The 12755-nt window shown below is 74.2% G+C and carries 12 protein-coding genes; 9 read left to right on the forward strand and 3 right to left on the reverse strand.

Annotated features, from left to right (window positions below; all coding sequences use genetic code 11):
* Positions 1-70: 70 nt before the first annotated feature.
* Complete coding sequence (locus ACFYYJ_RS05940) at positions 71-718, reverse strand: TetR/AcrR family transcriptional regulator (RefSeq protein WP_389128908.1); 648 nt, start codon at positions 716-718, stop codon at positions 71-73.
* A 166-nt stretch (positions 719-884) separates the two neighbouring features.
* Here ACFYYJ_RS05940 and ACFYYJ_RS05945 point away from each other — a divergent pair, with 166 nt between their 5' ends.
* Positions 885-2444, forward strand: a complete 1560-nt coding sequence (locus tag ACFYYJ_RS05945; protein ID WP_389128910.1) for an APC family permease — start codon at positions 885-887, stop codon at positions 2442-2444.
* 133 nt (positions 2445-2577) lie between these two features.
* The gene (locus tag ACFYYJ_RS05950) at positions 2578-3732 is read left to right on the forward strand and encodes an agmatine deiminase family protein (RefSeq protein ID WP_389128912.1); all 1155 of its coding nucleotides are present in this window, start codon (positions 2578-2580) and stop codon (positions 3730-3732) included.
* A 108-nt stretch (positions 3733-3840) separates the two neighbouring features.
* Here the strand turns inward: ACFYYJ_RS05950 and ACFYYJ_RS05955 are convergent, their stop codons facing one another.
* Positions 3841-4029, reverse strand: a complete 189-nt coding sequence (locus tag ACFYYJ_RS05955) for a DUF6381 family protein (protein ID WP_376658165.1) — start codon at positions 4027-4029, stop codon at positions 3841-3843.
* A gap of 263 nt (positions 4030-4292) precedes the next feature.
* On the opposite strand from ACFYYJ_RS05955, the gene ACFYYJ_RS05960 reads away from it, so the two are divergent.
* From ACFYYJ_RS05960 to ACFYYJ_RS05970, 3 genes are read left to right on the forward strand one after another with little or no spacing between them, the layout of a single operon-like run.
* Entirely contained in the window at positions 4293-4820 is a 528-nt protein-coding gene (locus tag ACFYYJ_RS05960) for a (2Fe-2S)-binding protein (protein ID WP_389129055.1), read from the forward strand.
* The gene (locus ACFYYJ_RS05965; protein WP_389128915.1) at positions 4817-5815 is read left to right on the forward strand and encodes an FAD binding domain-containing protein; all 999 of its coding nucleotides are present in this window, start codon (positions 4817-4819) and stop codon (positions 5813-5815) included. Before ACFYYJ_RS05960 ends, ACFYYJ_RS05965 begins: the two co-directional genes overlap by 4 nt.
* Before the next feature lie 22 nt (positions 5816-5837).
* Complete coding sequence (locus tag ACFYYJ_RS05970) at positions 5838-7928, forward strand: xanthine dehydrogenase family protein molybdopterin-binding subunit (RefSeq protein WP_389128918.1); 2091 nt, start codon at positions 5838-5840, stop codon at positions 7926-7928.
* Positions 7929-7930: 2 nt separating this feature from the next.
* Here the strand turns inward: ACFYYJ_RS05970 and ACFYYJ_RS05975 are convergent, their stop codons facing one another.
* Positions 7931-8677 carry a VOC family protein gene (locus tag ACFYYJ_RS05975; RefSeq protein ID WP_389129058.1) on the reverse strand — a complete coding sequence of 249 codons (747 nt, stop codon included), beginning with the start codon at positions 8675-8677 and terminating at the stop codon, positions 7931-7933.
* A gap of 240 nt (positions 8678-8917) precedes the next feature.
* Between ACFYYJ_RS05975 and ACFYYJ_RS05980 the strand changes: the two genes are divergently transcribed.
* From ACFYYJ_RS05980 to ACFYYJ_RS05995, 4 genes are all read left to right on the forward strand, one after another.
* Positions 8918-9931 carry an isopenicillin N synthase family dioxygenase gene (locus ACFYYJ_RS05980; RefSeq protein WP_385130341.1) on the forward strand — a complete coding sequence of 338 codons (1014 nt, stop codon included), beginning with the start codon at positions 8918-8920 and terminating at the stop codon, positions 9929-9931.
* A 244-nt stretch (positions 9932-10175) separates the two neighbouring features.
* Positions 10176-10709 carry a GNAT family N-acetyltransferase gene (locus ACFYYJ_RS05985; RefSeq protein WP_385130342.1) on the forward strand — a complete coding sequence of 178 codons (534 nt, stop codon included), beginning with the start codon at positions 10176-10178 and terminating at the stop codon, positions 10707-10709.
* Positions 10710-10900: 191 nt separating this feature from the next.
* A complete protein-coding gene (locus ACFYYJ_RS05990; RefSeq protein ID WP_389128923.1) occupies positions 10901-11518 on the forward strand; it encodes an ankyrin repeat domain-containing protein in 618 nt (205 codons plus the stop codon).
* The gene (locus ACFYYJ_RS05995; protein WP_389128926.1) at positions 11515-12630 is read left to right on the forward strand and encodes a hypothetical protein; all 1116 of its coding nucleotides are present in this window, start codon (positions 11515-11517) and stop codon (positions 12628-12630) included. Before ACFYYJ_RS05990 ends, ACFYYJ_RS05995 begins: the two co-directional genes overlap by 4 nt.
* The last annotated feature ends 125 nt before the right edge of the window (positions 12631-12755 follow it).

The raw sequence follows: 12755 nt of genomic DNA on the forward strand, positions 1-12755 counted from the left end.
CGTAGATGACGGGTGAGGTCATCCATCATCACCACGGAAATGTCCGATTAGGGAGAGAAGGTAACGGTTCTCACATTGCGGGCGAGGGAGCTCCGGGTCCGGCGGCCAGGCCGTCGAGGACCAGCCGCAGACCCAGCTCGAAACCGCGGTCGTCGAGCGCGTCCAGGCCCTCCCCGGTGGCGGCCGACTCGGCGAGGGAGTCGGCGAGCGCCGGGTACGCGGGCCGGTACTCGGCGGCGGGGCGGGTGAAGCCCGCGGTGAAGGTCTCCAGCGCGGAGCCCAGTACCAGGTAGTCGATGGCGGCGGCGGCCTCGGCGGCCCGCGCCGGGGTGCAGCCCGCGCGGGCGAGGGCCGCGAGCAGGGCGTCGTAACCGCGCAGCGCCCGGTCCGCCTCGACCCGGCGGCGGGCCGCCGGCGCGATCGCGTTCGGGTGGCGCAGGTACACCCGGCGGTAGCCGCGCGCGTACGCCGCGATCCCCTCGCGCCAGTCGGGCCCGTCGAGCGGGCTCAGGTCGATCTCCTCGTTGATCAGCTCCGAGACCGCGTCCAGCACGTCCTCCTTGGAGGCGACGTGGTGGTAGAGCGACGCGCCCTTGACCCCGAGCCGGTCGGCGAGCGTCCGCATCTTGAGGGCCTGGGGGCCCTCCTCGTCGAGCAGGTCGAGGGCCGCGCGGGCGATGTTCCCGCGGCTGAGCAGCGGCTGGTTCGGACGGCCCACGTGTGATCCCCCTCGTCGATGGCCGTCAGGTTACCCGTTGGCAGGGTCTTCCCCTGGGGTCCGGGTCGGGTTAAGGTCCCCGCAATCCCGCAACCTAACAACGTTAGATTTAGCTGTCGGGACGCGCCGGCCGCCCCGGCGTGCCCCGGCCCCGTGAGAGGTACGCATGCCAGACCTTCCCTCCCCCCGCACGAGCACGAGCACGGGCCCGAGTACGGCCGCGCCCACGGACGCGGACGCGGCCCGGATGACGGACCTGGGCTACACCCAGGAGCTGAACCGCAGCCTCGGCGTCCTCGGCAACATCGCCATGGGCTTCGCCGTGGTCTCGCCCGTCGTGGCCCTGTACGCCGTCTCCATGGTCGGCACGATGATCGCCGGCCCCGCCTGGGTGTGGGCGCTGCCGATCGTGCTGCTCGGCCAGTGCCTCGTCGTGAACGTCTACTCCGAGCTCGCCTCCCAGTGGCCGCTCGCCGGAGGGCCCTACCAGTGGGGGCGCCGACTGCTCGGCCCGTCCTTCGGCTGGATGAGCGGCTGGGTGTGGCAGTTCGCCGTCATGTTCGGCAACACCACCGTCGCCTACCTGGCGGCGCCCTGGGTCTTCGCCCTCGTCGGTGTCACCCCCACGCCGGGCGCCATGGTCGCCGTGGCCGCCGGGATCCTGCTGGCCTGCATGCTCGTCAACGCGTACGGGATCAGGATCCTGAGCCTGTTCGTCTCCCTGGGCATCGCCGCCGAGGCCGTCGCCTCCGTCCTGGTCGGCTTCGCGCTGCTGCTGTTCTTCCGCGAACACGGCTTCTCCCTGTTCACCGAGACCCTCGGCGCGGAGGAGCTGTCCGGCGGATCGACCACGATGGCCTTCCTGGCCGTACTGGCGGTCGCGGGCTGGGGGTTCATCGGCTTCGACGCCTGCGTCTCCACCGCCGAGGAGACCAAGGACGCCGGCCGGCAGGTGCCGCGCGCCATGTGGTGGGCGCTGCTCAGCGTCGGCCTCGTCGTCATCCTCAACGCGATGGCCGTGGCCCTCGCCCACCCCTCGCCCGCGGCCGTCGTCGCCGGCGAGGACCTCGACCCGGTGACGACCGCCGTCACCACCGCCTTCGGCTCCTGGTCGGACAAGCCCTTCGTCGCCGTGGTCCTGGTCGGCTTCCTCGCGTGCGCCATGGCCTCCCAGGGCGGCGCCGCCCGCGGCGTGTACTCGCTGGCGCGCGACGGCGGCTTCCCCCTCTCCCGCCACGTGCGCAAGGTCAACCGCCGCCAGGCCCCCATCGGCGGCCTGATCGCCTCCACCCTCGTCAGCTGTACCGGCCTGCTGCTGGGCCTGAACGCCACCGCCATCGGCAGCCTGATCGCCTTCGGCACCGCGGCCACCTTCCTGCCGTTCTTCCTGGTCACGCTGGCGGCGCTGATCGCCCGGCTGCGGGGCACCTGGGTCCCCTCCGGGCACGTCCGGCTCGGGCGCAAGGGCACCTTCCTGAACGTGCTGGCCGTGCTGTGGACCGCCTTCGAGGTCGCCAACGTCTGCTGGCCGCGGGCCGTCCTGGCGCCGCCCGGAGCCCCCTGGTACCAGGTCTGGGCCGGTCTGATCGGCACCGGCGCGGTGATCACGGCCGGACTGCTCTACCTCGCGGTCAGGAAGCCCCACCACGCACTGCGGAGCGCCCCGGCGGGCGAGGAGAGCGACGCGGGAGCAGGAACAGGCGTGCTCGCAGCCGACCGCCCCTGATCCGCAGCGCCCCGTTGGACCCGGAGCGCCCGGTCCGGCGGTGGGAACCCCGCCCCCGTCCGGTCCGGAGCGCCGACCGATCCCACAGCTCCCCTTGATTCCGGCATCCGCTTCACATCGAAGGAGTAATGTCATGGACCTGCCACACACGGGCCTGCCGCGCACGAACCTCCCGCGCACGAACCTCCCGCGCCTGACGCGCCGCGGTTTCGGCGCCGCCGCACTCGTGGCCGCCACCGTCCCCCTGCTCGGCCGCACCGCCTTCGCCGAGGCGAGCGCGGACCCGCTCCACGCCCCCGCCGAATGGGAGCCGCACGCGGGCTGCGTGATGGCCTGGCCCTGGGACCGGACGGCCGGCTGGGGCTCGCTGCTCGCCGACGTCCAGGCGGAGATCGCCGGGATCGCCCGGGAGATCGCCCGCTTCGAGCCGGTGATCATGGTGGCCGAACCGGGCACGGCCGCCGAGGCGCGCCGGCAGTGCGGCAGCACGGTCACCGTCATCGAGTACCCGGTCAACGACTGCTGGACCCGCGACACCGGACCGCTCTTCGTGGTCAACCCCGGCAACACGCACCGCGCCGGAGTCGACTTCGGGTTCAACGGGTGGGGCGGCAAGTACCCGTACGACAAGGACGACTTCCTCCCCGTCGGCGTCTGCGCCCACCTCGGCGACCCCCGCACGCAGGTCGGCATGGTCCTGGAGGGCGGGTCGGTCGTCACGGACGGCCAGGGCACCCTCGTCACCACCGAGGAATGCCTCCTCAACCCCAACCGCAACCCGGGCATGACCCGTGCGCAGATCGAAGCCCAACTGCTCGCCTCGTACGGAGCGAGCAAGGTCGTCTGGCTCCCGTACGGCCTCCACCACGACGACATCACCAACGGTCACGTCGACCTCGTCGCCGCGTACCTGGGACCGGCCAGGATCCTGCTCCACACCCAGCCCGATCCGGCCGACCCCAACCATGCCCGGATGGCCGCCAACAAGGCCGTGCTCCAGGCCGCGACCGACGCCTGCGGCAGGCCCTTCCAGGTGGTGGAGATGGAGCCCCAGCCCCACTTCCGTCACAAGGGACTGCTGGTGGAGACCTTCAGCTACACCAACTACTACCTGACCTCGGGCAGCGTCGTCGTCCCGCTCTCGGGCGAACCGGCCGACGCCCTCGCCCTGGCCCGGTTCGCGTCGCTCTTCCCCGGACGCCAGGTGGTCGGAACCCCGGCACGCACCCTGGCCTGGGGCGGTGGTGGCGTCCACTGCGTCACCCAGCACGTGCCTCGCGTGCAGTAGCAGGGAGGGAGAACGGGGGAACGGGGAATCGCTCCGGCCGGTGGCCGCCGCGATGGGGGACGCGGCGGCCACCGGCCGGGGTACGGCACGTGGGACGGGGGCGGACGACTACATGGGGTCCATGCCCCGGTCGTCCATACGGCCCTCCTGCTCGCTCTGCTCCTGGAGGCGGCGCGCCTTCTCCTTCAGCCGGCGGCGCTCTTCCGGGTCGGTCGAACGCTCAGCCGCGTCGTTCAGCTCCTTGGCCTTCATGCGCATCTGCTGGGACCGGCCGCGGGACTCGCCTGAAACGCTCATGATCGCTCCTTGGATCAGTGGGGGAGAGCGGGCGGACCCAGCGAATCAGCACCGCCGCGCGCACGCATCTCGAACCGTGACCGAGCGTGATCCGTGAAGGCGGCGCCGGAGCGCGGGCCTTACGCGAATGGCCGAGCACGGATGCCGGAGGCCCGCCCTTCGGCGAACCTGTGGGAGTGAGCCGAACCGACCCGGACGAGGACGCCGCCACCGGCACGAGCACCCGCGCCGGCACCCGCACGACCACCCGCACGAGCACGCGCATCACGCTGCGGGTCAACGGCATCGCGCACGTCCTGGAACCCGACCACCGCACCACCCTCCTCGACGCCCTCCGCGACCACCTCGGCCTCACCGGGGCCAAGAAGGCCTGCGACCACGGCCAGTGCGGCGCCTGCACCGTCCTCCTCGACGGGCGGCGGGTCTGCGCCTGCCTGCTGCTCGCGGTCGCCCAGGACGGCGCCGAGATCACCACGGTGGAGGGGCTCTCCGACACGGCGACCGGGGCCGCGCTCCAGCGGGCGTTCGTCGCACGGGACGCCTTCCAGTGCGGCTTCTGCACACCCGGCCAGCTCTGCTCCGCCGTCGGCGCCCTCACCGAGGCCGCCGACGACCCCGACGGCCCCGTCACCCTCACCGAGGCGGAGATCAGGGAACGGCTCAGCGGCAACCTCTGCCGCTGCGGCGCCTACCCGGCCATCGTCCGCGCCGTACGGGACGTGGCCGAACGAAACGTCGGCGACGGGGACGTCGGCGTAGGGGACTTCTCCGTACGGGACGCGGACCGGTGAAGCCCTTCGGCTACGTGCGCGCCGTCACCCTCCGCGAAGCCGTCGAGGCCCACGCCGCCCACCCCGGCTCCCGCTACCTAGCCGGCGGCACCAACCTCGTCGACCTCATGAAACTGGGCGTCGAGCGCCCCGGCACCCTCGTCGACATCTCCCGCCTCCCGCTCGACGCCATCGAGGAACGTCCCGGCGGCGCCCTGCTCATCGGAGCCACCGCCCGGGGTGGTGACGTGGCCGCGCACCCCCTCGTACGAGCCCGCTACCCGGCCCTCGCCCAGGCCCTGCTCGCCGGGGCGTCCGCGCAGCTGCGCAACGTCGCGACGACCGGAGGCAACCTCCTCCAGCGCACCCGCTGCGCCTACTTCCAGGACCCCTCCAAGGCGTGCAACAAGCGCGAACCCGGCACCGGCTGTTCCGCGCTCGACGGCGCGCACCGCGAGCACGCCGTGTTCGGCCACTCCACCCACTGCGTGGCCACCCACCCCTCGGACCTGGCCGTCGCCCTCGCCGCCTTCGACGCCGACATCGAGCTGTACGGGGCGCAGGGCACCCGCACCGTTCCCGCCACCGCGTTCCACCGGCTGCCCGGGGACCACCCCGAACGGGACACGGTGATCCGCGACGGCGAGATCGTCACCGGGGTCCTGCTGCCCGCGGCCGCGCCCGGAGCCCGCTCCCGGTACCGCAAGGCCCGCGACCGGGCCTCGTACGCCTTCGCGCTCGTCTCCGTAGCCGCCGTCCTCGACGTCGACGCCGGATCCGGCCTCGTCCGCCACGCCGCCCTCGCCTTCGGCGGGCTCGCCCACCGGCCCTGGCGGGCCGGCGCGGCCGAGCGGGCGCTGACCGGGGCCGCGCCGACCCCCGAGACCTTCCGGCGGGCGGTCGAGGCGGAACTGGCCGAGGCCCGCCCGCTGCGGGACAACGCCTTCAAGGTCGTACTGGCCCGCAACCTCGCCCGCGACGTACTCGGCGCGCTCGCCCGGGACGCCACCGCGTAGGCCCTGGAGAGGAGCAGCCCCCATGCCCCCGCACCCCGCACTCGGCACCCCCACCGTCCGCGCCGAAGGGCCGGAGAAGGTCACGGGCGCCGCCCGCTACGCCGCCGACCACAGCCCGCCCGGCCGCGCCCACGCCTGGCCCGTGCCCGCCACGATCCCGCGCGGGCACGTCACCGCCGTCGACACGGCCGCCGCCCTGGCCCTGCCCGGCGTGCTCGCCGTCCTCACCCCGTTCGACGCGCCGCGCCTGGGCCCCTGGGACGACCCGACCCTCCACGTCCTCCAGGACCCGGCCGTCCCGCACCGCGGCTGGTACGTGGCCCTGGCCGTCGCCGACACCCCGGAGGGCGCCCGAGCCGCCGCCGAGGCGGTGCGGATCGAGTACGCGACCGAGCCGCACGACTCCGTCCTGTACGAGGACCACCCGGACGCCCACACCCCCGAGCTGGTCAACGGCGGCTATCCCGCCCTCCGCGAGCACGGCGACCCGGACGCGGCGCTCGCCGCCGCACCCGTACGGATCGACTGCGCCTACACCGTGCCGCCGCTGCACAACCACCCCATGGAGCCGCACGCCGCCACCGCCGTCTGGGACGCCGGGCGGGGCAGGCTCACCGTGCACGACTCCAGCCAGGGCACGGGCCTCGTCCGCAAGGTCCTCTCCGCCCTGTTCGGTCTGCCCGAGGAGCACGTCGAGGTCCACGCCGAACACGTCGGCGGCGGCTTCGGCAGCAAGGGCACCCCGCGCCCCCACGTCGTCCTGGCCGTGATGGCCTCCCTGCGCACCGGCCGCCCCGTCACCCTCGCCCTGCCCCGCCGCCACTTGCCCGCCACCGTCGGGCACCGCGCGCCCAGCCTGCACCGGATCGCGCTGGGCGCCCGCCCCGACGGCACCCTCACCGCGCTCACCCACACCGTCACCGGCCACACCTCCCGGGTGCGGGAGTTCGTCGAGCAGTCCGCCGTCCCCGCCCGGATCATGTACGCCGTACCCGCCATCCGCACCCGCCACCGCGTCGTCCCCCTGGACGTCCCCACCCCCTCCTGGATGCGGGCCCCCGGCGAGACCCCGGGCATGTACGCCCTGGAATCGGCCATGGACGAACTCGCCGACGCCCTCGGCATGGACCCGATCGAGCTGCGCGTCCGCAACGAGCCCGCCGTCGAACCGGACAGCGGCCTCCCCTTCAGCAGCCGCCGGCTCGTCGCATGCCTGCGCGAAGGCGCGGACCGGTTCGGCTGGAGCGCCCTGCGCACACCGCGCCGGGACGGGCCGCTGCTGTGCGGGGTGGGCGTGGCCGCCGCCACCTACCCCGTCTGGATCGCCCCTTCCACCGCGAGGGTGCGGGCCCTGCCCGGCGGCGGGCACCACGTCGAGCTGAACGCCACCGACCTCGGCACCGGCGCGCGTACCGTCCTGATCCAGGTGGCCGCCGACGCCCTCGGGGTCCCGGCCGACTCCGTCACCATCGCCATCGGCAGCACCGGCCTCCCGGCGGCCCCGCTGGCCGGCGGCTCCGCCGGCACCGCCTCCTGGGGCTGGGCCGTCCACGAGGCCTGCACCGCCCTCGCCTCCCGCCTCGCCGGCCACCGCGGGCCGCTGCCGCCCGAAGGGCTGTCCGCGACGGCCGACACCGGCGCGGCGGTCAAGGCGAAGCCCCCGTACGCCCGCCACTCCTTCGGCGCCCACTTCGCCGAGGTCCGCGTCGACACCGTCACCGGCGAGGTCCGCGTGCACCGCCTGCTCGGGGTCTACGCCGCCGGGCGCATCCTGAACCCGACCACCGCCCGCTCCCAGTTCGTCGGCGGCATGGTGATGGGCCTCGGCATGGCCCTGACCGAACACAGCCCGGTCGACGCGGCCCACGGGGACTTCGCCCAGAGCGACCTGGCCGCCTACCACGTGCCCGTGCACGCGGACGTACCCGACGTCGAGGCCCACTGGATCGAGGAGCACGACGCGCACGTGGGCCCGCTCGGTGCCAAGGGCATCGGCGAGATCGGCATCGTCGGGGTGGCCGCCGCCATCGGCAACGCCGTCTCCCACGCCACCGGACACCGGCTGCGCGGCCTGCCCCTCACCCCCGACCGGGTACTGGCCGTCCTCGGCTGAGCTCAGTCCGTGTCCGACACGAGGGCGGTGGTGAGCGTGAACAGGGCCCCGTCCGGGTCGCGGAGCGTCACCCACCGTTCCTCCGCGTTCGAGACGACGTCCGAGACGGTGCGGCCGCCGAGCGCGACGGCCGCCTCGATCGCCGGCCGCAGCTTCGGCACCCGGAAGTGGACGTGCCAGCGCGGCCGGGTGTGCGGGGAGTAGGAGGCCAGCTCGACCGGGCCGCTGTTGAGCCGGGCGACGGGCACGCCGTCCTGCCGCAGCACCACCTGGTCCTCCTCGTAGCTGACCTCGCAGCAGCCGGGTCGCTCGGTGGCCCACTCCAGCACCGCGCCGTAGAACATCGCCGCGTCCAGGGCGTTCCTGGTACGCAGCTCCAGCCAGGCCGGCGCCGGGCCCTTGCCCACCCGCCAGTCCGCGGCCACGTCGCCCTCCCAGATGCCGAAGACCGCGCCGTCGGGGTCGGCCACCAGGGCCCCGCGGCCGCCGGACTCGAAGGAGACCGGGCCGACGGCGATCGTGCCGGTGCGCTCCCGGATCCGGTCCACCGCCACGTCGGCGTCGTCGACCGCGAAGTACGGGGTCCAGGCCACCGGGACCGCCAGGTCCCCGGCGAGGGCGCCGATGCCCGCCACCGGGACGCCGTCCAGCAGCGCCACCGAGAAGGCCTCGCCGAGCCGGGCCCGCCGGAACCGCCAGCCCGCGACCGCACCGTAGAAGCGCTGCGCCGTGTCGAGGTCGCGGGCCATCAGGCTCACCCAGCACGGCGCCCCGAAGACCTCCCGCGTCGAAATCTCCACCGCTCGCTCCATCCCTCGCGCACCCCCGGTCCCATTCTGGTCCTTTTGGGGACGACCCACCCGGTCGACCGCTCCCTTCGTATACGAGAAGTGGCCTGGAATCACGCTCCGTGGTGATCCCGTGGCGCCGCGCGCGGCGCTAGCCTCGGTCCCGGACGCGCTCCCGCACCCTCGGAAGGCAGGTCTCCCATGGCCGGTTCCCCGGTTCCCGCGACTTCCCCCACTCCCGGGACCCCCGTCGTTCCCGTGATCGATCTCGGTCCGTGGCGGTCCGGCGACGCGCACGCCCGGGCCCGTACGGCCGCCCGCGTCGACGAGGCGCTGCGCGCCGCCGGATTCCTGCTCGTCACCGGCCACGGCGTGGACCCCGCGCTGCCCGCGCGGATCCGGGAGACGGCGGCGGAGTTCTTCCGGCTTCCGGCCGCCGCGAAGCGGCCGTACGCGGTCACGGTCGGCGGGCGGGGCTGGCTCGGGCCGGGTGCCGAGGCCAACAGCTACGCGGAGGGGGAGCCCTCGCCGCCCGACCTCAAGGAGTCCTGGTCCTTCGCGGCCGACGAGCCCACCGGGGTCCCCTCCGTCGACGCCGAGTGGTTCCGCCCCAACACCTGGCCCGCCGAGGTCCCGGCGCTGCGGCCACTGGTGGAGGAGTACCTGGGGCTGATGCGGGCCCTCTCCGACGAGCTGCTGGAGCTGTTGGCCGCGGCCCTCGGGCTCGCCGAGGACCACTTCACCCGCCACACCTCACACCCCACCTGGGGGTTCAACCTCAATTGGTACCCGGGCACCGACACCGTCGGCCCGCCGCTGCCCGGCCAGTTCCGGATCGGCGCCCACACCGACTTCGGCACGGTCACGGTCCTCGACCGCCAGCTCGGCTCGGGCGGTCTCCAGATCCACACCGACGCCGACGGCTGGCAGGACGCCCCCTTCGACCCGGCGGCGCTCACCGTGAACATCGGCGACCTCATGGCCCGCTGGACGGGCGACCGCTGGCGGGCGGGCCGCCACCGGGTGCTGCCGCCGCCCGCCCACAGCCCGGCCGAGGAGCTGATCTCCCTGGTCTACTTCTACGAATGCGACGCGCACACCCGCGTGGAATCCCTGCCCGCCCCCATCGGCCGGATCGCCCACGACCCGGTGGACTCCCACGCCTACCTGCGGGGACAGCTCGACGCGATCAGCGTGCCCGCGACCTCTGAATGACCGGAGTCGACGATCGGGCGAGCGCCGGTCCGTGGGTTCGGCCGGGTGTACCGAAACCGGATGAGCCGTCGCCGAACCGCCACCGCAGTCGCGTTGGCGGCCGTCCTCCCGCCCCTTCTCGACGGTCCGACCGTCGACGCCCCGGAGGTCCGCTTCCACACCCTCTGACCAGGGCCGGGCGGGCCGCGACAGCCACCGTGGGGGCCGATTACGCCGATCCGTCGAACTTCGGCAGGATGGGCCCATGACCGAGATCCGCACCCCCCGACTCCTCCTCCGCCGCTGGACCGACGACGACCTCGTCCCCCTGTCGGAGATCAACGCCGACCGGGAGGTGATGCGCTGGATCGGCGACGGTTCCACGCTCGACCTGGACCAGACCGCCGAGGAGATCGAGCGGATGGAGGAGGAGTGGGACGAGGAGGGCTTCGGGCTCTTCGCCGTCGAACTCCTCGCCTCGGGCGAACTGATCGGTGTCGTCGGCCTCACCGTGCCGGACGGCCCGCCGGAGGTCCTCGCGGAGATCGCGATCACCTGGCGCCTCGGCCGCCAGTACTGGGGCCAGGGCTACGCCTCCGAGGCCGCCCAGGCCTCGCTGGAGTTCGCGCTCCAGGACCGCGGGCTCGACCGGGTGATCGCCGTGAACCGGGCCGGCAACGATGAGTCCGAGAACGTCATCCGCAAGCTCGGCATGGAGCTCGAACGGGACACCACCGACCCGGAGCACCACTACCTCCTGCAGATCCACGGCATCGACCTCACCGAGTACGAGGCCTGATCCGGCGGACCGCACGCCGCCCGCGGCCGCATCAACCGATCGGTTGACCGCGGGGTCGTCCGAACGATCCCGAGGGCCGGCCCGCAGGCGGACCGGCCCGCGCCTGCCGCCCGGCGACGATGGACCGGGGCAGCGGGAGGGCGGACCGGACCCTCCCGGCACCTCCCCGCCCCGGAGCCGAGAGGGACACCATGAACACGCACGACCGACAGCTCCTCGACGGCGCCCGGCGCGGCGACACGGCGGCGGTGGGCGCCGCACTCGCCGCCGGCGCCTCCGTCGAGGCCCGCGACGACCAGCTGCGCACCCCGCTGCTGCTGGCCTCGCTCGGAGACCACGTGGCCGTCGCCGAGCTGCTCGTCGCCGCCGGAGCCGACCCGAACGCCCCCGACTCGCGCGAGGACAGCCCCTGGCTGGTCACCGGCGTCACCGGCAGCGTGCGGATGATGCGGCTGCTGCTGCCCGCCGGGCCCGACCTGAAGCAGCGCAACCGGTTCGGCGGGATCTCCCTCATCCCGGCCGCCGAACGCGGGCACACCGCGTACGTGCGCGCCGTCCTCGAAGAGACCGCGATCGACGTGGACCACGTCAACCGGCTCGGCTGGACCGCGCTCCTGGAGGCGGTGATCCTCGGCGACGGCGGCCCGCGCCACGAGGAGATCGTCCGCCTGCTGCTCGCCGCGGGCGCCGACCCGGCACTGGGCGACCACGACGGCGTGACCCCGTACGAGCACGCCGCCCGCCGGGGCTTCGACGGCATGGCCCGGCTCCTGGGCGCGGCCGAGGCGGAGCGGGAGACCGGCCGGTGAACGGCCGCGCACGTGCCGCCCGTACGGCCTTCGCCTCGCTCGCCGCGGCCCTGCTGCTCGGCGCGTGCACGCAGGCCGCGAGTTCGGCGCCCGCCCCGGCACCCTCCGCCGCCTCCCCGCTGCCGGCCGGCGAGCCGACCCCGCAGGGGTTGCTGCTGACCGCCGATTTCGGGGCCGACACCGTCACCTTCGTCGACCCGCGGCGCGGCGCCGTCGCCTCCGTCACCGTCGGACGGGCCCCGTACGGGCTCGCCGTCGGCGCGGACGGCCGCGCCTGGGTGGCGACCGCCGAGGGCGTCGCCGTGGTCGACACCCACACCCGGACCCGGGTCGCGAACATCCCCTACCGCACCGGCACCGGGCCCGCCGGCGACGGCGAGTACCGCGGCGGAGGCATGGGCATCGCCCTGTCACCCGACGGCGCGCACGCCTACGTCGGGGTCAACGTCCCCGGCCGGACCGGAGTCCTGGAGGTCCTCGACACCGCCACGAAGACGGTCACCGCGGCCGTACCGGTGGGACGGCGCCCCTTCGACGTGGACGTGTCCCCCGACGGATCCGAGGTGTACGCCACCGGCCACGACTCCTTCGACGTCACCGTGGTCGACGCCGCCTCGCTGCGACCGCGCCGCATCGAGGTCGCCCCCTACGGAACCGAGGGCGGGCTCGGATCCTGGCTCAAGCCGCACTACACGGCCGTCCGCCCCTCCGACGGGATGCTGCTGCTCCCCTTCGAGGGCGAACGGCTCGCGGTGGTCGACCCGCGCACCGGAGGCACCACCATCGAGCCGATGACCGCCGACACCCACCAACACGGGGCCGAGCTCACCCCCGACGGCCGCCTCCTGGTGGTCGGCACGGGAGCCGTGGAACCCGGCAAGGGCAAGGGCCCCTCCCTGACGGTCCGTTCCCCGGACGGCACCGAGCGCGTGTACCCCCTCGACGGCCCGCACGAGACGGTGACGGTCTCCCGTGACGGCAGCACCGCGTACGTCACGGGCGGCTACACCCGCGACGGCTACTGGAACGGCATCACCACGGTCGACCTCACCACGGGCACCACCCACCGCCTCCCGACGGGCAACCGCCCCCTGGGCATCGCCGTCCTCTGAACCCCGCTCAGGCGGACCGGCCGTGCCGGAAGCGGGGGCGCGGCGCCGCCTCCCGGCCCAGGAGGCGACAGGCCGGGACTTCTTTCGTTCGGGGAACTTCCCGCGTCACTTCTGCATACATCTGG

The sequence above is a fragment of the Streptomyces sp. NPDC002467 genome, assembly GCF_042889825.1.
Classification (GTDB): Bacteria; Actinomycetota; Actinomycetes; order Streptomycetales; family Streptomycetaceae; genus Streptomyces.